17 protein-coding genes are annotated in these 18,253 nt (G+C 68.7%); 10 read left to right on the top strand and 7 right to left on the bottom strand.

All coding sequences use genetic code 11. The annotated features are described in order from the left end of the window. Window positions 1-13: 13 nt before the first annotated feature. Complete coding sequence (locus N4G42_RS15365) at window positions 14-958, bottom strand: LysR family transcriptional regulator (protein ID WP_260667791.1); 945 nt, start codon at window positions 956-958, stop codon at window positions 14-16. Window positions 959-1,055: 97 nt separating this feature from the next. On the opposite strand from N4G42_RS15365, the gene N4G42_RS15360 reads away from it, so the two are divergent. Beyond that, window positions 1,056-2,291: an MFS transporter gene (locus N4G42_RS15360; protein WP_260667789.1), complete on the top strand. Its 1,236-nt coding sequence runs from the start codon at window positions 1,056-1,058 to the stop codon at window positions 2,289-2,291. 147 nt (window positions 2,292-2,438) lie between these two features. Here the strand turns inward: N4G42_RS15360 and N4G42_RS15355 are convergent, their stop codons facing one another. Further along, the gene (locus tag N4G42_RS15355; protein ID WP_260667799.1) at window positions 2,439-3,035 is read right to left on the bottom strand and encodes a molybdopterin-dependent oxidoreductase; all 597 of its coding nucleotides are present in this window, start codon (window positions 3,033-3,035) and stop codon (window positions 2,439-2,441) included. A gap of 118 nt (window positions 3,036-3,153) precedes the next feature. Next, entirely contained in the window at window positions 3,154-4,179 is a 1,026-nt protein-coding gene (locus N4G42_RS15350; RefSeq protein ID WP_260667788.1) for an ABC transporter substrate-binding protein, read from the bottom strand. 234 nt (window positions 4,180-4,413) lie between these two features. Between N4G42_RS15350 and N4G42_RS15345 the strand changes: the two genes are divergently transcribed. From N4G42_RS15345 to N4G42_RS15315, 7 genes are all read left to right on the top strand, one after another. After that, entirely contained in the window at window positions 4,414-5,232 is an 819-nt protein-coding gene (locus N4G42_RS15345; protein WP_260667787.1) for a class II aldolase/adducin family protein, read from the top strand. Next, window positions 5,229-6,377: an acyl-CoA dehydrogenase family protein gene (locus N4G42_RS15340; RefSeq protein WP_260667786.1), complete on the top strand. Its 1,149-nt coding sequence runs from the start codon at window positions 5,229-5,231 to the stop codon at window positions 6,375-6,377. The genes N4G42_RS15345 and N4G42_RS15340 overlap by 4 nt, the downstream gene beginning before the upstream one ends. 21 nt (window positions 6,378-6,398) lie before the next feature. After that, window positions 6,399-7,400, top strand: coding sequence for an NAD(P)-dependent oxidoreductase (locus N4G42_RS15335; protein WP_260667785.1), 1,002 nt, complete (start codon window positions 6,399-6,401; stop codon window positions 7,398-7,400). A gap of 146 nt (window positions 7,401-7,546) precedes the next feature. Next, on the top strand, window positions 7,547-8,506 hold the full coding sequence (locus tag N4G42_RS15330) for an ABC transporter substrate-binding protein (RefSeq protein WP_260667784.1): 960 nt from the start codon (window positions 7,547-7,549) through the stop codon (window positions 8,504-8,506). Window positions 8,507-8,722: 216 nt separating this feature from the next. Then, window positions 8,723-9,931 (top strand): MFS transporter, encoded by a 1,209-nt coding sequence (locus tag N4G42_RS15325; protein ID WP_260667783.1) that lies wholly within the window; start codon window positions 8,723-8,725, stop codon window positions 9,929-9,931. 155 nt (window positions 9,932-10,086) lie between these two features. Continuing rightward, window positions 10,087-11,133 (top strand): methionine ABC transporter ATP-binding protein, encoded by a 1,047-nt coding sequence (locus tag N4G42_RS15320; protein ID WP_260667782.1) that lies wholly within the window; start codon window positions 10,087-10,089, stop codon window positions 11,131-11,133. Window positions 11,134-11,148: 15 nt separating this feature from the next. Continuing rightward, window positions 11,149-11,814: a methionine ABC transporter permease gene (locus tag N4G42_RS15315; protein ID WP_056067588.1), complete on the top strand. Its 666-nt coding sequence runs from the start codon at window positions 11,149-11,151 to the stop codon at window positions 11,812-11,814. A 182-nt stretch (window positions 11,815-11,996) separates the two neighbouring features. Here the strand turns inward: N4G42_RS15315 and N4G42_RS15310 are convergent, their stop codons facing one another. The 4 genes from N4G42_RS15310 to N4G42_RS15295 form a co-directional block, all read right to left on the bottom strand. Continuing rightward, window positions 11,997-12,776, bottom strand: coding sequence for an N-acetyltransferase (locus N4G42_RS15310; RefSeq protein ID WP_260667780.1), 780 nt, complete (start codon window positions 12,774-12,776; stop codon window positions 11,997-11,999). A gap of 86 nt (window positions 12,777-12,862) precedes the next feature. Next, entirely contained in the window at window positions 12,863-13,897 is a 1,035-nt protein-coding gene (locus N4G42_RS15305; RefSeq protein WP_260667779.1) for a tripartite tricarboxylate transporter substrate binding protein, read from the bottom strand. 61 nt (window positions 13,898-13,958) lie between these two features. Beyond that, complete coding sequence (locus N4G42_RS15300) at window positions 13,959-15,263, bottom strand: glycerate kinase (protein ID WP_260667777.1); 1,305 nt, start codon at window positions 15,261-15,263, stop codon at window positions 13,959-13,961. Window positions 15,264-15,304: 41 nt separating this feature from the next. Beyond that, on the bottom strand, window positions 15,305-16,393 hold the full coding sequence (locus tag N4G42_RS15295; protein ID WP_260667776.1) for a tartrate dehydrogenase: 1,089 nt from the start codon (window positions 16,391-16,393) through the stop codon (window positions 15,305-15,307). Window positions 16,394-16,560: 167 nt separating this feature from the next. Between N4G42_RS15295 and N4G42_RS15290 the strand changes: the two genes are divergently transcribed. Together N4G42_RS15290 and N4G42_RS15285 are read left to right on the top strand one after the other, a co-directional pair. Beyond that, window positions 16,561-17,535, top strand: coding sequence for a LysR substrate-binding domain-containing protein (locus tag N4G42_RS15290; RefSeq protein ID WP_260667775.1), 975 nt, complete (start codon window positions 16,561-16,563; stop codon window positions 17,533-17,535). Between the two features lie 116 nt (window positions 17,536-17,651). Continuing rightward, window positions 17,652-18,239, top strand: coding sequence for a DUF1566 domain-containing protein (locus tag N4G42_RS15285; RefSeq protein WP_121944071.1), 588 nt, complete (start codon window positions 17,652-17,654; stop codon window positions 18,237-18,239). Window positions 18,240-18,253: the final 14 nt, after the last annotated feature.

Genomic DNA, 18,253 nt, shown 5'->3' with positions numbered 1-18,253 from the left:
CTAGGCCCAAACCTCACCCCACCGCCCGCATCCCCACCAACCCCGGCATCGCCCCCCGCATCGCCTCCAAAAACAAGCGCAGCCGCGCCGGATAAAACCGCGCATACGGGTACACCAAGTACACCGGCAGCGGCGCCGCGTGCCAGTTGGGCACCAGGTGCAGCAGCTTCCCTTGCCGCACATCGTTGTCCACGATCCATGCCGATGAAATGCATGCCCCCAGCCCCGCCAGGGCGGCACTGCGCAGGGCGTACAGGCTGTCGGTGGCCAGGCGGGGTGTGATGCCAAACGTGTGGGCCTCGCCGCCGGGCTCTTGGGTCAGCGTGACCTCGCGGCGGTAGAAGGTGCTCAAGGCCAGCCAGGGCAGGGGTTGCAGGTCTTGGGCGTGTTGGGGCGTAGGGCGCCCGGCCATGAGGGCGGGGGCGGCCAGCACGATGCGAGGCACCTCGGCCAGGCGCACCGCGACCACGCTGGGGTCGTCCACCGCGCCGACCTGGATGGCGCAGTCAATGCCTTCTGCGATGAAGTTGGGGCGGCGGTCGTGCAGCATCCATTCCACATCCACCTCGGGGTAGCGGCGCAGGTAGGCCATCAGCGGGGCGATGAACTGGTCTTGCCCAAAGGCGTGCGGCGCCAGCACGCGCAGGGTGCCGCGCGGGGTGTCGGCCGTGCCGCGCAGGTCGTCCTCCATGGCGCGCCAGTCTTCCAGTAGGGCCTTGGCGTGGGCAAAGCAGCGGTCGCCGTCTTCCGTCAGCTTCATCACATGGGTGGATCGCTGCAGCAGCTTGATGCCCAGGCTGCGCTCCAGCGCCTGCAGGCGGCGGCTCACGGTGGGCTGGCTGGTGCCCAGCTGCTGGGCGGCAGCAGACAGGCTGCCGGCCTCGACGATGCGGACAAAGGTCTGCATCAGCTCGATGCGGTCGGCGCCGGGTTGCAAGGCTGGCTGGGTGCTGGTCATACGCCAAGCGTATAACGAATCTGCAATTCAGCCTACTACCCAGCACGGCGGCGGGCTAGAACAATCGCACCATTCCTTTTTAACCGATGGTGTTGTGATGTCTTCCATTCAAAATGTGCATGCAAGCGGTGCAGCGGGGCTGGCCCCGGTGGCGCCACCTGCGGAGGGGGCGGTGAGTGCGCCGCTCTTATTGCTGCTGGCGACCACGGCGGGGCTGAGCGTGGCGTCGCTGTACTACAGCCAGCCCATGCTGGGCGTGCTGGGGCCCGATATGCAGGCCGACAGCCGCGTGGTGGGCCTGGTGCCCACGCTCACGCAGCTGGGCTATGCGCTGGGCATCTTGCTGCTGGCGCCGCTGGGCGACCGGTATGACCGGCGCCGCATCATCGTCATCAAGTCCATCGCGCTGATGCTGGCGCTGCTGCTGAGTGGCCTGGCGCCCGGCATGGGCGCGCTGCTGGCGGCCAGCCTGGCCGTGGGCCTGGCCGCCACGGTGGCGCAAGACGTGGTGCCCGCCGCCGCCACGCTGGCCCCGGCCTCACAGCGCGGGCGCATGGTGGGCACGGTGATGACGGGGCTGCTGCTGGGCATCTTGCTGTCGCGCGTGGTCAGCGGATTTGTGGCGCAGCAGTGGGGCTGGCGCACGGTGTATGTGGCGGCGGCGGTGGCCATTGCGCTGCTGACGGTGGCGGTGTGGCGCGGGCTGCCGCGCTTTGCGCCCACCACGCAGATGGGCTATGGCGCGCTGATCGGCTCCATGGTGGCGCTGTGGCGCCAGCACGCAGCGCTGCGCCGCGCAGCCTGGGCGCAGGGGCTGCTGGCCGTGGGCTTCAGCGCGTTCTGGTCCACGCTGGCGGTGATGCTGCACAGCCAGTTCAACCTGGGCACGGCGGCGGCAGGTGCGTTTGGCCTGGCCGGGGCGGCGGGTGCACTGGCTGCGCCGCTGGCCGGGCGCCTGGCCGACAAGCGCGGGCCCGAGGTGGTGACGCGCTACGGCGCCGGGCTGGCGGCTGCGTCGTTTGCGGTGATGGCGCTGGCACCGCTGCTGCCTGCGCAGGCCCAGCTGGGATTGATTGTGGTCAGTGCCATCGGCTTTGACTTTGGCGTGCAGGCCACGCTGGTGGCGCACCAGACCATCGTGTACGGCATCGACCCTGCGGCGCGCAGCCGGCTCAATGCGCTGCTGTTCACCGGCATGTTCATCGGCATGTCGGCCGGGGCGGCGCTGGGCAGCCTGGCGCTGGCGCAGTGGGGCTGGCTGGGGGTGGTGGGCTTGGCCACGGCGGGGTCGCTGGCGGCGCTGGCGGTGCGCATGGGGCGCCGCCGGGGCTGATTTAGGGTGAAGTATGGCTGTAGCGTTAGTGGATCATACGCTGGCAGCTATCAAAAAAAGAGCGACCCTGGGGTCGCTCTTTTTGTTGGGAGGCGGTTTGTACCGCGCTGGCGCTCAACCGCTCCGCGGCGTTGGGCCTGCACTGGCTCAGGTCTTCTTCACCTCAATGTGGTACAGCCCCCAGGGGCACAGGCCAAAGCGCTCCTTCACGGGCTTGTCCTTGAAGGCGGGCAGCACGTCGGCGTCGTACACGGCCCACTGCGGGCCCAGGCCGCCCAGGGCCATGGGCTGGCCGTCGATGTGGGTGGCGACGATCATGCGGTAGGCCTGGGCGTCGGCCATGCTGATGTTGACGTTGTAGCCGTCCACCGCGCGCAGGCCCAGTTGCACGGGGCTGCCAGCGGCCACACCGGCGGCGGCCAGCACGGTGGTGAGCAGGGGGCCCTTGAGCGTGTGGGGCTTGCTGTCGTATTCGAGCGTGGGCTTGATGGTGACGGCGGGCATGCGCGCCAGGGCGGCGGCGTCCAGCGCGAAGGCCTTGTCAAACTGGATGCCGTGTTTGCCCATCATCTGGTCGATGGTGGTGTCCAGCGCGCCGCGGTTGGACTGGGTGATGGCGCCGCTGATGGTGAGCAGCGTGGGGCCGCTGGGGGCCTTGGCCGGCGTGGCGGCGTGGCTGCTGCCTGTGGCGGTCCACAGGCCTGCCAGGCCCATGCCGGCGGCGACGAAGTTGCGCTTGTTCATGCTCATGGGAGGGTGCTCCTTGATGGAAATCAGGGGCGCATGGTAAGCGCAAGCGGTGCTCCCCGCCACGCAAAAAGTGGCACGGGGTGTGGCTCGGCGGCGGGGGGTGTTGTGCATGTCAGGCCGCCTTGTCGATCGCGAAGGGGCGCAACACGTTTTTGAAGCTGCGGTCCCACAGGGGCGCCACTTGCGCGGGGCCGTCGAGCACGCCCAGTTGCAAAAAGGTGTCGGCCACCGCCTGGTGGCCTTGCACCACGGCGTCGTCCACGGGGCGCAGGTCGTAGTCGGTGCTGCGGCTGTTCCACAGCTCGATCAGGTCGCCCACGGGCACGCGGGTTTCGGCTGACTGGGCCCGGGCGTAGTCCAGGTAGTTGCCGTTGGCCCACTGGTAAGCGCGGCGCAGTTGCAGCAGGTAGTCGCTGATGGCGGCGTGGCGCGCGGGGTCGTCCACCGCGCGCGGGTTGGCATAGATGGGAAAGTTGCCCGACAGGTAGCCCACGCCGGTCTTGATCACGCGGGCGCCGTAGCGCAGCCGTGCCAGCTGGCCGTTGTAGCCGTAGATGGCCCAGGCGTCGAGGTCGCCCCGGTCAAAGGCCGACAGCCCATCGGCCGGGGTGAGGTTGATGGCCGTGATGTCGGCAAACGACAAGCCCGCTTCGGCCAGCTGCTTGCTCAGGTAGTAATGCGAGGTGGTGGCGCGCACATAGCCCACGCGTTTGCCTTTCAGGTCGGCAATGCGCTGGATGGGCGCATCCTTGCGGGCCAGGGTGACCTGGTTGTTCAGGTCTTCGCGCACCACGGCAATGAAGCGCACCTGCGCCTTTTGCCGGGCGGCAAACAAGGCAGGGATCTCGCTGCCCGAGCCCAGGTCCAGCGCGTCGCCGTTCAGGGCCTCGATGTGCAGCACGCCGTTGTTCAGCTCGCGCCATTCGATGCGGTAGGGCGTGTTGCCCTGGCCCGATGCGGCGATCAGCGCGCGCCACAGGCCCTTGTAGGTGCCAATGCGCAGCGTGACCTTGGACAGGTCGGGCGTGCCGGGCGATGCCGCCATTGCGGGCACACCCGCTGTGGCCGCCCATGCGGCGGCGCCCAGGCCGGTTTGGAGGAGATGGCGGCGGTTCAGTGAAGAAGGGGTATGGGGCATGGCAGGCTGGTGTGTGGATCGGTGTGTCGAGCCACAAGGTTCCAACAAGCCCGGCGGCAGCGCAAAGACCATTGCGTAGCATCGATATGCGGCAAACGCAGCACCCACCGTGGTGCATGCGAAAACCGCATGTGGTCACGCGGATTTCTTCGTTGGCGCGGGGCGGGGGCGCTCCTATGGTGGGCGGGTTCGTTTCTCTTTCGTCCACCTCACCGATCTGGAAAGCCGCCACCCATGTCTGCCGTCCTCAAGCCCCTGCCCGCCACCGACCTCGCCCGCAACCCCACGCCGCAGCGCAAGGACTGGTTTGATGCGCCCAGCCCGCGCCCCACGGTGCAGGCCGAGCGCCGCTACCGGCAGGAGAACCTGGCCGTGGCCTTTCGGCTGTTTGCACAGCAGGGGTTTGACTACGGGCTGGCAGGCCACATCACTGCGCGCGACCCGGAGTGGACGGACCACTTCTGGGTGAACCCGCTGGGCGTGCATTTTTCGCAGATCAAGGTGTCCGACCTGTTGCTGGTGAACGCGGCAGGCGAGATCGTCATCGGCCAGGGCCCGCTGAACCGCGCGGCGTTTGCCATCCACGCGGCGTTGCACGAGACGCGGCCCGACATCATTGCTGCGGCCCACACCCATTCCACATACGGCAAGGCGTGGTCTGCGCTGGGCCGCAAGCTCGACCCGCTGACTCAGGACTCGTGCATCTTCTATGAAGACCACGCGCTGTTCGACGATTTCACGGGGGTGGTGCTGGAGACGGACGAGGGCTTTCGCATTGGCAAGGCGCTGGGGGCGCAGAAGGCGGTGATCCTGCAGAACCACGGCATCCTGACGGCGGGGCCGTCGGTGGAGGCGGCGGCGTGGTGGTACATCGCTCTGGAGAACGCCTGCCAGGCCCAGCTGCTGGCCGAGGCGGCGGGCACGCCCCGACCCATTCGCCATGAGATCGCGCAGCACACGCATGCACAGATCGGCGGGCCCGGCGGCGCGCAGTTTGCCTTCAGGAGCTTGTTCGACATCCTTGTGCGGCAGCAGCCCGAGGTGCTGCAATGAACGCGCCGCTGACCTGGGGGCAGGTGGCGCGCACGCTGGCGGTGGAGTTTGCCGAGCGCGCCGTGGCGCACGACCGGGACGGGAGTTTTCCGCACCAGAACTTTGCCGACCTGCAGCAGGCCGGCCTGCTGGCGCTGGCCGCGCCGCGCACGCTGGGCGGGCAGGGCGCGTCGGCCGCGCAACTGGGTGAGGTGATTGGCGCGGTGGGTCAGGGCTGCCCGGCCACGGCGCTGGTGCTGACCATGCAGTACATCCAGCAGCGCGGCATGGGGCGGCCCGGCTCCCCCTGGCCGCAGGCGCTGGCCCGGCAGCTGGTGCACGAGTCGCACAACGAGGTGTCGCTCATCAACGCGCTGCGCGTGGAGCCCGAGCTGGGCTCGCCCGCACGCGGCGGCCTGCCTGCCACAGTGGCACGGCACACATCCGAGGGCTGGCGCATCAGCGGGCACAAGGTGTATTCGACCGGCGCGCCCATCCTGCGCTGGTATGTGGTGTGGGCCCGCACCGATGAAGAGGTGCCACGCGTGGGCTCGTTCCTGGTGCGGGCCGGTTCGCCCGGCATCCGCATCGACGCCACCTGGGACCACCTGGGCCTGCGCGCCAGTGGCAGCCACGATGTGATCCTGCAGGACGTGCTGACTCCCCACGACCACGCGCTCGATGTGCGCCTGCCGCAGGACTGGGCCCGTGGCGAGCCCGCCATGCAGGCCGAGATGACGGTGATGCTGGGCGCGCTGTACACCGGCGTGGCCCGCGCAGCGCGCGACTGGGTGGTGCGCTTTCTGCGCGAGCGCACGCCCGCCAACCTGGGTGCACCCCTGTCCAGCCTGCCGCGCGCCCAGGAGGCCGTGGGCCGCATCGAGGCCCTGCTGCTCACCAACGACCGGCTGATCGCCAGCGTGGCGCATGACCTGGACACCGGCACCCTGGTGCCGGCGGTGGACAGCGGCCTGGTAAAAACCGTGGCCACGCAGAACGCCATCGAGGTGGTGCAGGCGGCGCTGCAGCTGTCCAGCAACCACGGCCTGGCACGCAAAAACCCGCTGGAGCGCCACCTGCGCGATGTGCTGTGTGGCCGTGTGCACACCCCGCAGGAGGACAGCGCACACATTGCCGCAGGCCGCCGCGCGCTGGGCCTGGGCTGAGACGATGAGAACGGATACGCCATGAATGCCGTGCTGGCCCCCCGCCCCCTGGTGGTGTTGAACCAGACCGGTGCCGAGGCCGATGCCCTGGTGGCCGCTGCGGGCTTGCCCGTGGCCCTGGCCGACGATGCCGCTGCGCCTGCGTGGGAGCGCGCCGCTGATGCCGATGTGCTGTTCACCGGCCCGCGCAATGGCTGGCGCAATGCGCCCGCGCAGCCCCCGGCGGGCTGGCCGGGGCGCCTGCAGTGGGTGCATGTGGCGTCGGCGGGCATCGATTTCTTTCCGCCTTGGTTGCTGCAGGTGCCGCTGGTGACATGTTCACGCGGTGTGGCGGCTGTGCCCATTGCCGAATATGTGATCACGGCGCTGCTGGCACACCAGCGCCACTGGGACACACTGCGCGTGCAAGGGGCCGACCCATGGCGTGAGACCTTTGCGCGGGTGGACCAGCACCTGCCCGGCACCTTGCAGGGCCGCACGCTGGGCATTGCGGGCTATGGCGCCATTGGCCGCGCGGTGGCCGTGCGTGCACAGGCGCTGGGCATGCAGGTGGTGGCGCTGCGGCGTGGGGGTGCGCCGGTGGATGGAGGGGGTGAAGGCGATGAAGGCGTGCAGGCGGTGGGCTCCATCGAGCAACTGCTGGCGGCGTCTGACCACCTGGTGCTGGCCCTGCCCATCACCGCCCAGACCTACCACCTCATCAACGCGGCCACGCTGGCCCATGCGCGGCCGGGGCTGCACCTGGTGAACATTGCGCGCGGCGCCCTGGTGGACCAGCAGGCACTGCTGCAGGCGCTGGATGCGGGCCGCCTGTCGGGCGCCACGCTGGATGTGACCGACCCCGAGCCTCTGCCCGACAGCCACCCTCTGTACCACCACCCGCGTGTGCGCATCACGCCGCATGTGTCGTGGGCCGCACAAGGGGCTGCGGAGGTGACGGCGCGCAAGTTTGTGGGCAACCTGCAGCGCTTTGTGGCCGGGCTGCCGCTGCACGACGTGGTGGACAGGGAGCGCGGCTACTGAGCGCCGCAGGCCAGCGGGCCACCCCCACCCACACCCCGCGCGCGCATGCGAAAACCGCATATGGATGCTTGCAAGCCTTCGTTGGCGCCGCGTGGGGTGGGTGATGCAATGAATGCCGAATCAACCTTGCCTTCATTGACCACACCATGCTGCGCCGCCAATTCCACCATCTGCTGACCGCCTCGGTCGCTGCCAGTTCATTCCTGTCGCCCGTCCTCACCCATGCCCAAACCTCTTCGCGCGTGCTGCTGCGTGCGGGCGACCAGAAGGGTGGGCTGCAGGCGCTGCTGGACGCAGCGGGCGAGCTCAAAAACCTGCCCTACGACATCAAGTGGAGCGAGTTCCCGGCGGCTGCGCCACTGGCCGAGGCGCTCAACGCCAACGCGGTGGACTTTGGCCCCATTGGCGATGCGCCGCTGCTTTTTACGCTGGCGGCGGGCAGCCGGGTCAAGGCGTTTGCGGCCAGCCGCTCAGATGCCTACGGCACGGCCGTGCTGGTGGCGCCCCACTCGCCGCTCAAGACGGCGGCCGACCTCAAGGGCAAGAGCATTGCCACCAACCGGGGCTCCATCGGCCATCTGGTCACCCTCAAGGCGCTGGAGTCGGCAGGCCTCAAGGCCGACGATGTGCAGCTGCGCTTCATCCCGCCGCCAGACGCCAAGCTGGCGCTGACGCAGGGCTCGGTCGATGCCTGGGCCACCTGGGAGCCCTACACCGCGCTGGCCGAGACCAGCGGCCATGCGCGCGTGCTGGTCAGCGGCCGGGGCCTGTGGTCGGGCCTGAGCTTTCTGGCGGCCACCGATGCGGCCCTGGCAGAAAAGCGTGCTGCGCTGGCGGACTTCAAGGAGCGCGTGGCGCGTGCGCAGGTGTGGTCGTACCAGAACGCCAAGCCGTTTGGCCAGTCGCTGGCGCGCATCGTGGGCATTCCGGCCGATGCGGCGCAGCTGCAGTTTGAGCGCCGCGCCACCCGCTGGCAGGACATCGACGCCCAGGTGCTGGCCGACCAGCAGAAGACGGCCGACTTTTATCTGGCGGCAGGCCTCATCAAGCAGCGGCTGGATGTGCGGGGCACGTTCGACACCAGTTTCAATGTGGGCAAGGGCTGAGGACGGCTGCTCCCGACCTTTCGCCGTTCGGCATTCACCGTTTGCAGCTCGTCCGTCCCGGTGGGCGTTGGGCGGGTTGATGCGCTGGATGTGGTTCTGCAAGCTTCAACGGAACGCGCTGGTGTGCCCAACGCGCCCCTCCCTGACCTTGAGCCACCGGGGTGCATGCCACCCCGCGCCAGCGACCTTGCGCCGGCCGCACCACAATCGGGTCATATGACCTCTTCTTCGACGATGCTGCGGGTGATCAGCCTGGCAGCCTTTTGCAGCATGGCTTCCATGCGTGTCTGCGACCCGATGCTGGTGTCCCTGGCACGCGAGTTTTCTGTCACCACGGGCGATGCGTCGGCCGTCATTGCGGCGTTTGCCGTGTCTTATGGCGTGCTGCAGTTGTTCTATGGCCCCCTGGGCGACCGGCTGGGCAAGGTGCGGGTGGTGATTGGCGCCACGTTTGCCTGTGCGCTCTTCAGTGGCGTGACGGCGCTGGCGCCCACGCTGCCGGTGCTGGTGGCGGCGCGGGCTGCCATGGGGGCGTCGGCGGCAGGCATCATCCCGCTGTCGATGGCATGGATTGGCGACAACGTGCCGTACGAGCAGCGGCAGGAGACCCTGGCGCAGCTGATGGTGGCCACGGTGTCGGGGATGATGGCCGGGCAGTGGTTTGGCGGCTTTGCGGTCGAGGCGCTGGGCTGGCGGGCTGCGTTTGTGGTGCTGTCGCTGCTGTTTTTGACCGCCGCGAGCCTGCTGTGGCGGCAAGCCCGCGCCATGGCGGCCAGCACCCCGGCACCTGCGGCTGACGGTGCGGTGCCGCCCGCTTTTTCGCTGTCAGCGTACTTGGCCAACACGGCCGCGCTGCTGCGCATGCCCCGGGTGCGCTGGGTGCTGACCGTGGTGGCGGTGGAGGGCGCTCTGGCCTTTGGCACGCTGGCTTTTGTGCCCGCACGCATGGTGGACGGGTTTGGGCTGTCGGCCTCGGCGGCCGGCGGGGTGATGGTGCTGTATGGCGTGGGCGGGCTCATCTACAGCCTGCTGGCGCGCCGCTGGCTGGCGCTGCTGGGTGAGCGGGGCCTGGCGCTGATGGGCGCCTCGCTGATCGCTGCCGGGCTGTTGCTGCTGGCCTGGGGGCCGGTGGCGGCCTGGGGGGTGCTGGGCTGCTTCTTTGCCGGGGTGGGGTTTTACATGCTGCACAACACGCTGCAGGTGCAGGCCACGCAGATGGCGCCCGAGGCCCGGGGCACGGCGGTCACGCTGTTTGCGTGCCTGCTGTTCCTGGGGCAATCGCTGGGTGTGCTGCTGGTGGCGGCCAGTGTGGACCGGGGCTGGATCGCGCCCGTGTTCTCGGTGGCGGCACTGGGGGTGCTGGTGCTGGGCGCGCTGGTGTCGCGCAAGGTGAATGGCCGGGTGGCGGTGCCCGCGGGAGCGTAGTCTGGAGTCGGCCGCACCGTGCAAATAACTTTGATGTCTTATTACTTTATTTTTTGATAGTTTGATTCTTTATGGCGCAATAGTACATTCCCTGATCTTTGTGTCTTTTGGGGCCGAACCCGCGCCGCCCGGCGTGTGGCGGCCCTTTGTGTTTCATGATCGAACTACGGGGTATCACCCAAACCTACCAGGGCTCACAAGGCCCGGTCGAGGCGCTCAAGGGCATCGACCTCACCATCCAGCCGGGCGAAGTGTTCGGCATCATCGGCAAGAGCGGCGCGGGCAAAAGCTCGCTGGTGCGGGTGATCAACCTGCTCAACCGGCCCACCAAGGGTCAGGTCATCGTGAGCGGGCAGGACCTGACCCAACTGAACGACGCACAGCTGCGCGAGGCGCGCCGCGAGATCGGCATGGTCTTCCAGCACTTCAACCTGCTGTCGTCGCGCACCGTGTTTGACAACGCCGCGCTGCCGCTGGAGCTGGCGGGCATGGACAAGGCCGCCATCCGCGAGCGTGTGAACCCGCTGCTGGAGCTGGTAGGTCTGGCCCACCTGGCCGACCGCTACCCGGCGCAGATCAGCGGCGGGCAAAAGCAGCGTGTGGGCATTGCGCGTGCGCTGGCCAGCCGCCCCAAGGTGCTGCTGAGCGACGAAGCCACCTCGGCGCTGGACCCGGAAACCACGCGCTCCATCCTCGACCTGCTGCGCCAGGTCAACCGCGAGCTGGGCCTGACGGTGGTGCTGATCACCCACCAGATGCAGGTCATCAAGCAGGTGGCCGACCGCGTGGCCGTGATCGAAGCGGGCCGCATCGTGGAGCAGGGCCGGGTACTGGACGTGTTCACCCGCCCGCAGCAGGCCATCACCAAGAGCCTGATCGACGAGATCCTGCCGCAAGAGCTGCCCGCCAGCGTGCTGGACCATGTGCGCAAGCTGGCAGGCCAGCTGAGCGCAGGACGAACTGGCCAGCTGCTGCGCCTGTCGTACGCCGGGGACAGCGCCTACCAGCCCATCCTGTCGCAGCTGATCCGCCAGTTTGGCGTGGACATGAGCATCCTGCACGGGCAGGTGGATGAGATCCAGGACGAGACCTTTGGCTCGCTGGCCGTGTACGCCAGTGGCGAGGCCGAGAGCGTGCGGGGCGCCGTGGCGCACCTGCGCGCGGGCGAGGTCGAGGTCGAAGAAGTGGCCGTGGCCGGTTAAGAGGGAGCACACATCATGTTCAACAACTTCACGCCAGCCATGCTGGATCTGTTTGCTTCGTCGCTGTGGGAGACGCTCATCATGGTCGGCATCTCCGGCCTGGTGGGCGGCTTGCTGGGGGTGCCTCTGGGCGTGTTCCTGCGCCTGACCGATGACGGCGGGGTGCTGGAGAACGGCCCGGTCAACAAGCTGGTGGGCTGGCTGGTCAACGCCGTGCGGTCCACGCCCTTCATCATCCTGCTGGTGGCCATCATCCCGTTCACGCGGCTCATCACCGGCTCGTCCATCGGCACGGCCGCCGCCGTGGTGCCACTGACCATTGCCGCTGCCCCGTTTGTGGCCCGCCTGGTCGAGGCCGCGCTGCGCGAGGTGGACCACGGCCTGGTCGAAGCCGCGCAGGCCATGGGCGCCACCACCAGCCAGATCGTGTGGAAGGTGCTGCTGCCCGAGGCTCTGCCCGGCATCGTGGCGGGCCTGACCATCACGTTCGTGAGCCTGACCGGCTACTCGGCCATGGCCGGTGCCATTGGCGGCGGCGGCCTGGGCGACCTGGGCATCCGCTACGGCTACCAGCGCTTTCTGCCCGAGATCATGCTGGCCGTGGTGCTGGTGCTGATCTTCTTTGTGCAGGCCGTGCAAAGCCTGGGCGACTGGGCGGTGCGCAAGCTGAGCCACCGGTGAGTGGTGCGTTGAGTGGTGAATGGTTTGCTATTGAATCAATAGCTGCTGGCGCATGATCCACTAGCGCTTGCGGCCTGTTTGGCTTCACACCCATGCGGGGAGGCACTGCGTGGGCCTCTGCGGGGGGCTCTGCGCTGGTCCTGGCTCTCTCGCACCCTCTGGGAGAGGTGCAGAAGCCAATCTCAGCCCGGCACCCGGTAGTGGTAGCCGTAGGCCGTCTTGAACCCCATCGATTCATACAGCCGCAGCGCAGGCGTGTTCTGCGCCCGCACCTGCAGGTAGGCGCTGGTTGCACCGGCCTCCATGCCCCAGTGCAGCAGCGCCTGCACCAGCGCGCGCCCGCGTCCGCCGCCCCGGTGCTCAGGCGCCACGGCCAGGTCGTACAGGCCCACGGCGCCGCGTTCCAGCACCGCCAGGCCAAAGCCCACGGCGTGGCCCTGGGCGTCGTGTTGCAGCGCATAGCCCACCGGGTGGGCGATGGCGTCGAGGATGCTGCGGTGCAGGTTGCGGTGGTGCGGCGCCACGCCGTTGGCCGCCGCAAAACCTTCCAGCCACGCGGGCGATGGCGAAGTGCTGACCAAGGTGCTGCCATCGGGCCGAGGCACCGCGCCCGGCGCCAGCGGCCGGTGCAGGACCAGCGAGGGGTCGAAATGCTGGTAGCCCGCGTCTGCCAGCTCCTGGTCGGCCTCGGCCGGGGCCAGAGGGGAGATGCGGAACACGGCGGGCAAGCCATGCCGCGCATACAGCGCCGCCGCCGCCTCGCGCACTCCGTCGAACGGCGCGCCGGGCACCAGCGCGTTGACCGAGTTGGCACGCTTGGTGTACCCGCCCGACAGCCGGAACACCCAGCCCCGGTGAAACACCGTCTGGTGCGCGGGCCAGGCGTTGAAGGCGCGTTCTTCCAGTGCGCGGACGAGGGCTGCGGGTGCGGTGTTGGCAATGGGGGCGGCGGTGTCGGTCATCGCAGGTTTATACCAACCCACCTTGACCATTCACCTCGCCAGCCACCCTGTGCGACAACTCTTTGCAGCCGCTCTTTTCCACCGGGTCAGTCAGTGGTGATCTTGTTGTCGGCCACCAGCTTGGCAAAACGTGCGGTGTCGGCCGCAATCTGTTCGGCCATCTGCGCGGGGGTGTTGCCGATGGGTTCGGCGCCAATGTCGTGCATGCGCTTTTGAAAGTCCGGCGACTGGATGACCTTGACCATTTCGGTGTTCAGCCGCGCCACCACATCGGCGGGCGTGCGGGCGGGGGCCAGCACACCAAACCAGGTGCCGATGTCAAAGCCCGCAAAGCCGCTTTCTTGCAGTGTGGGCACGTCGGGCAGGGTGGACGAGCGCTTGGCCGTGGTCACCGCCAGGGCGCGCAGCTTGCCCGCCTTGATGTGCGGTAGCACAGGGGTGACGGTGTCGAACGACATCGACACCTGCCCGCCCAGCAGGTCGGTCGTGAGCGGGCCGCTGCCCTTGTAGGGCACATGCAGCAGGGGCTGGCCGATGGAGGTGGCGAACTGCGTGCCGATCAGGTGCTGTGCCGTACCCGCACCGTTGGAGCCGTAGGAGAACTTGTTGGGCGTGGCCTTGATCAGCGCCACCAGCTCCTTCACGTCCTTGGCGGGCGTGGCCGCACTCACAGCCAGCACGTTGGGCACCAGCGCCACGGTGGTGATGGGTGCAAAACTCTTTTGAAAGTCGTAGTTGAGCTTTTTGTACACGCTCGTTGCAATGGTGTGGTGCACCGCGCCCATCAGCAGCGTGTAGCCGTCGGCAGGGGCCTTGGCTACGTAGTCGGCCCCGATGGTGGCGCCCGCGCCGCCCCGGTTTTCCACGATCACGGGCTGGCCCAGGGCTGTGCCCAGTTTTTCGCCCAGCGCGCGTGCCAGCACATCGGTAGTGCCGCCGGCCGCAAAGGGCACAACGATGGTGACGGGCTTGGCCGGCCAGGCCTGCGCGTGCGCCGGTGCGCTGGGCAGGGCACAGGCAGCGCCAGCCAGGGCGGCCAGCGCCAGCAGGTGGTGCCGGCGTGTGGAGGGCGTTGTGGGCGGCGTTGACGGTGGCTGGTGGGGGGTTGCAATGCGTGGCATGGTTGTCTCCGTTGGGTTGTGTTTCTTGTGGTTGCTGGGCTAGGGACGTCGGTGCATGGCGTCAGCCCGTGGCTGCGATCAGGATCGCGCGGAAGTCGTTGACGTTGGTGCCCGTGGGCCCGGTGACCACGGCGTCGCCCAGCGCGCCAAAAAAGGAGTGGGCGTCGTGTGCGTCCAGCGCCGCGGTGGCGTGTTGGCCCAGCGCGGCGGCGCGCTCCAGCGTGTCGGGCGTGGCAATGGCGCCTGCCACGGGCTCCAGGCCATCGATTCCATCGGTGTCTCCGGCCAATGCGTACACGCCGGGCAAGCCCTTGAGCGACAGGGCCAGGGACAGCAGGCATTCCACATTGCGCCCGCCGCGCCCCGGGGTTGGCATGGGTTGCCCTGGTGCCGGTGTGCGCAGGGTGACAGTGCTCTCGCCGCCACTCAGCAGCACGCGGTGCCGTGGTGACGGGGCCTTGGCGGCATAGCGGGCGACACCGGCCAGCACGGCGCCCATGTCGCGGGCTTCGCCCTCCAGTGCATCGCCGAGCAGCGTGGGCTCGATGCCCGCCTGGCGCGCCACCTGGGCGGCTGCCTGCAGGGCCAGGTCGGGTGTTGCAATGACGTGGGTGGTGATGGGGCCCAGCCGGGTGTCGCCGGGCTTGATGCTTTCGCTGGCGGCAGTGTCCAGTGCGGCCAGCACGGCGGGTGGCAGCGCAATGCGGTAGCGCTGCAAGATGGCCAGCGCCTGTGCACGGCTGGTCGGGTCGGCCACGGTGGGGCCAGACGCCACGTCCAGCGGGTCGTCGCCGGGCACGTCGGACATCACCAGGTTGACCACGCGGGCGGGGCTGCAGGCCAGGGCCAGCCGCCCGCCCTTGATGGCCGAGAGGTGGCGCCGCACACAGTTCATCTCGCCGATGCTGGCGCCGCTGCGCAGCAGGGCCTGGTTGAGCGCCTGCTTGTCGGCCAGCGTGATGCCCGGCAGCGGCAAGGGCAGCAGCGCCGAGCCGCCGCCCGACCACAGGCCAATCACCAGGTCGTCTGCTGTGAGGCCCGCCACTGCGGCCAGCATCTGCTGGGCGGCAGCCAGGCCCGCCGCATCGGGCACGGGGTGGGCAGCCTCCAGCACGCGGATGTGCTCGCAGGCGGCAGCATGCCCGTAGCGTGTGACCACCACGCCAGACAGCGGCGCGGGCCAGTGGGCCTCCAGCACCTGCGCCATCTGCGCCGATGCCTTGCCCGCACCGATCACCACCGTGCGGCCCCGCGGCGGGGCAGGCAGATGCGGCGGCAGGCATACGGCGGGCTGGGCCGAGGCCACGGCGGCATCGAACATGCTGCGCAGCCAGTGGCGGGCCTGGGTGTCGATGTGTGCGGTCATCGGGTGGCGGGGCAGGGCGCAGTGCGTGGGAGCCACGTGGCTCAGGCGGCCTTTTGCAGCGGCTTACCGCTGATCAGCGCGCACACGGCGTCGGTCACCTGCGCCGTGGTGGCCGGGCCGCCCAGATCGCGGGTGTGCAGGGCGGGGTTGGCGGTGACTTGTTCGATGGCCTGCATCACGGCGCGGGCGGCGTCGGCCTCGCCCAGGTGCTCCAGCAGCATCACCACCGACCAGAAGGTACCGATGGGGTTGGCCAGGCCCTTGCCCATGATGTCGAATGCCGAGCCGTGGATGGGCTCGAACATGCTGGGGTAGCGGCGCTCGGGGTCGATGTTGCCGGTGGGCGCAATGCCCAGGCTGCCCGCCAGCGCGGCGGCCAGGTCGCTGAGGATGTCGGCGTGCAGGTTGGTGGCGACGATGGTGTCGAGCGTGGCGGGGCGGTTGACCATGCGGGCCGTGGCGGCGTCCACCAGCTCCTTGTCCCACTTCACGTCGGGGAACTCGGTGGCCACCTGCGCGGCAATCTCGTCCCACATCACCATGGCATGGCGCTGGGCGTTGCTCTTGGTGATGACGGTGAGCAGCTTGCGGGGGCGGGATTGGGCCAGGCGGAAGGCGTAGCGCAGGATGCGTTCCACCCCCACGCGGGTCATGATGGACACGTCGGTCGCCGCCTCGATCGGATGGCCCTGGTGCACGCGGCCGCCCACGCCCGAGTATTCGCCCTCGGAGTTTTCGCGCACGATGACCCAGTCCAGGTCCTTGGGCGTGCAGCGCTTCAGGGGCGCGTCAATGCCCGGCAGGATGCGCGTGGGCCGCACGTTGGCGTACTGATCAAACCCTTGGCAGATCTTGAGGCGCAGGCCCCACAGCGTGATGTGGTCGGGGATGTCCGGGTCGCCCGCCGAGCCGAACAGAATGGCGTCCTTGCCGCGCAGCGCATCGAGCCCGTCGGCCGGCATCATCACACCGTGGGCGCGGTACCAGTCGCCGCCCCAGCCGAAGTTTTCGAACTGGAACTGCAGGCCTGCATGGCGGGCGGCCAGGGCTTCGAGCACGCGCTGGCCGGCGGGAATCACTTCCTTGCCGATGCCGTCTCCGGGGATGGTGGCGATTTGGTAGGTTTTCATGAAGGTCTTTGGTCTTGGTGTGTGAAAGCGTTGGGGAAGGCCTGCAGGGATGTCGGGCCGCGAAAAGCGGGTGGAACAAAAACAGTGAGAGCGACTGTAGGCATCCGCTCGTTGTAAAAATGGCGCTCAAGTGAATCCATCGTTAACCTGCAGTTGATAATGCGGCGATGAGCTCCACCATCCAGCCCGCAGAACTGGGCTTCTTCTCGGCACTGGCGGCCAGCCCCAGCCTGAGCGCCGCCGGGCGCGAAATGGGTATCTCCACCGCCGCCGTGAGCAAACACCTGGCGCAGATGGAAAAGCGCCTGGGTGTGGTGCTCATCAACCGCACCACCCGGCGCATGAGCCTCACGCCCGAGGGCGAACTGCTGCTGGAGCGCGCGCGCCGCATCCTGCGCGAGATCGACGCACTGGATGAACTCATCGTGCAGTCCAAGGCCAGCCCCAAGGGCCTGCTGCGCGTGAATGCCACGCTGGGTTTTGGCCGCATGCACATTGCGCCCGTGATCTCGGACTTTGTGCGCCAGTACCCCGAGGTGGATGTGCAGCTGCAGCTGTCGGTGCACCCGCCGCCGATCACCGACGACGCTTACGACGTGTGCGTGCGTTTTGGCGAGCCGCCCGATGGCCGCGTGGTTGCCCGCCGCATGGCCCCCAACCGGCGTGTGCTGTGCGCCGCACCCGCCTACCTGGAGCAGCACGGCAGGCCCCGCGTCCCGCGCGACCTGATGGAGCACCAGTGCATCGGCATCCGCCAGGGCGACGAGGCCTACGGCCTGTGGCGCCTGACCACCGGGCGTGGCAGCAAGGCGCACACCGAGTCGATCAAGATCACCGGCAACCTCACCACCAACGACGGCGAGATCGCCGTGCTGTGGGCGCTGCAGGGCCATGGCATCGTGATGCGCGCCGAGTGGGACGTGAACCGCCATCTGGCCCAGGGCCTGCTGGAGCCCGTGCTGCCGCAGTACCACACGCCTGCGGCCGACATCTATGCGGTGTACCCGCAGCGGCACCAGTTCTCCACGCGGGTGCAGGCGTTTGTGGGGTTCCTGGCCGAGGCATTGGCCGCGTCAGGCACGCTGGCAGGAGTGGGCGTGGGTGGCCGCACGGACAAGCGGCGGGCCGTGCGGGTTTCTTGACCTGATGGGTGGCGCGCGGGCCGCTGCCGGGTTAGGGTGTCGCCAAGGCATCCTGTGATGCCTCTCTGCCCCCGGACCTGTACCTGTACCTGGCTTTCATTGCCCCTGCTTTGCCCATGAAAACATTGTTGCCGCTCATCCCCCCGCTGTTGGTTGCCCTGTTGGCCGGGCCTGCGCAGGCCGCCGATTCGCAGGTGGCCGCCGATTGGTCCCTGTCCGCCGATGGCGCTTATGTGTTGGACCAGCGTGCCGGCCTGGCCTGGCCACGCTGTGTGGAGGGCATGCAATGGACCGGCAAAACCTGCACGGGCCAGCCCCTGCTGCTGGACCGTGCCGAGGCCACGGCCCTGGCCTCTGACCGCTGGAAGGCCGAGGGTGTGGGCTGGCGTCTGCCCCGTGCGACAGAGCTGCAGCGGCTGGTGGACAAGGCGCTGTCGCCCCCGGGCCTCAACCCCCTCCTGTTCCCTGCGGCGCCGGGCCAGTGGCACTGGACGTCCACCGCCAACGTGAGCGCGCCCAGCGTCAACCAGTACACCTACGGCAACATCGCCCAAAGCCGGGCCGGTGATGGTGCGCGGCAGGCGGCCATGATCAACGGCTGGGCGGTGAACCTGTCCACCGGCGAGGCGCGCGGCGATGCCGCGCGGGCCAGCAAGCTGCCGGTGCGGCTGGTGCGGCCGATGCCGGTGGGGGCCGCCAAATAGGCGGTCGCCCCGCT

Origin of the sequence: Acidovorax sp. K2F (assembly GCF_025246485.1) — a bacterium.
GTDB classification, from domain to species: Bacteria; Pseudomonadota; Gammaproteobacteria; order Burkholderiales; family Burkholderiaceae_C; genus Acidovorax; species Acidovorax delafieldii.
This window is presented reverse-complemented; position numbering and strand designations above follow the sequence as displayed.

What these genes read in the sequence shown, in the direction of transcription:
- N4G42_RS15365 (WP_260667791.1), bottom strand. Translation starts at nt 958, where the DNA reads ATGACCAGCACCCAGCCAGCCTTGCAACCCGGCGCCGACCGCATCGAG.
- N4G42_RS15360 (WP_260667789.1), top strand. Translation starts at nt 1,056, where the DNA reads ATGTCTTCCATTCAAAATGTGCATGCAAGCGGTGCAGCGGGGCTGGCC.
- N4G42_RS15355 (WP_260667799.1), bottom strand. Translation starts at nt 3,035, where the DNA reads ATGAACAAGCGCAACTTCGTCGCCGCCGGCATGGGCCTGGCAGGCCTG.
- N4G42_RS15350 (WP_260667788.1), bottom strand. Translation starts at nt 4,179, where the DNA reads ATGCCCCATACCCCTTCTTCACTGAACCGCCGCCATCTCCTCCAAACC.
- N4G42_RS15345 (WP_260667787.1), top strand. Translation starts at nt 4,414, where the DNA reads ATGTCTGCCGTCCTCAAGCCCCTGCCCGCCACCGACCTCGCCCGCAAC.
- N4G42_RS15340 (WP_260667786.1), top strand. Translation starts at nt 5,229, where the DNA reads ATGAACGCGCCGCTGACCTGGGGGCAGGTGGCGCGCACGCTGGCGGTG.
- N4G42_RS15335 (WP_260667785.1), top strand. Translation starts at nt 6,399, where the DNA reads ATGAATGCCGTGCTGGCCCCCCGCCCCCTGGTGGTGTTGAACCAGACC.
- N4G42_RS15330 (WP_260667784.1), top strand. Translation starts at nt 7,547, where the DNA reads ATGCTGCGCCGCCAATTCCACCATCTGCTGACCGCCTCGGTCGCTGCC.
- N4G42_RS15325 (WP_260667783.1), top strand. Translation starts at nt 8,723, where the DNA reads ATGACCTCTTCTTCGACGATGCTGCGGGTGATCAGCCTGGCAGCCTTT.
- N4G42_RS15320 (WP_260667782.1), top strand. Translation starts at nt 10,087, where the DNA reads ATGATCGAACTACGGGGTATCACCCAAACCTACCAGGGCTCACAAGGC.
- N4G42_RS15315 (WP_056067588.1), top strand. Translation starts at nt 11,149, where the DNA reads ATGTTCAACAACTTCACGCCAGCCATGCTGGATCTGTTTGCTTCGTCG.
- N4G42_RS15310 (WP_260667780.1), bottom strand. Translation starts at nt 12,776, where the DNA reads ATGACCGACACCGCCGCCCCCATTGCCAACACCGCACCCGCAGCCCTC.
- N4G42_RS15305 (WP_260667779.1), bottom strand. Translation starts at nt 13,897, where the DNA reads ATGCCACGCATTGCAACCCCCCACCAGCCACCGTCAACGCCGCCCACA.
- N4G42_RS15300 (WP_260667777.1), bottom strand. Translation starts at nt 15,263, where the DNA reads ATGACCGCACACATCGACACCCAGGCCCGCCACTGGCTGCGCAGCATG.
- N4G42_RS15295 (WP_260667776.1), bottom strand. Translation starts at nt 16,393, where the DNA reads ATGAAAACCTACCAAATCGCCACCATCCCCGGAGACGGCATCGGCAAG.
- N4G42_RS15290 (WP_260667775.1), top strand. Translation starts at nt 16,561, where the DNA reads ATGAGCTCCACCATCCAGCCCGCAGAACTGGGCTTCTTCTCGGCACTG.
- N4G42_RS15285 (WP_121944071.1), top strand. Translation starts at nt 17,652, where the DNA reads ATGAAAACATTGTTGCCGCTCATCCCCCCGCTGTTGGTTGCCCTGTTG.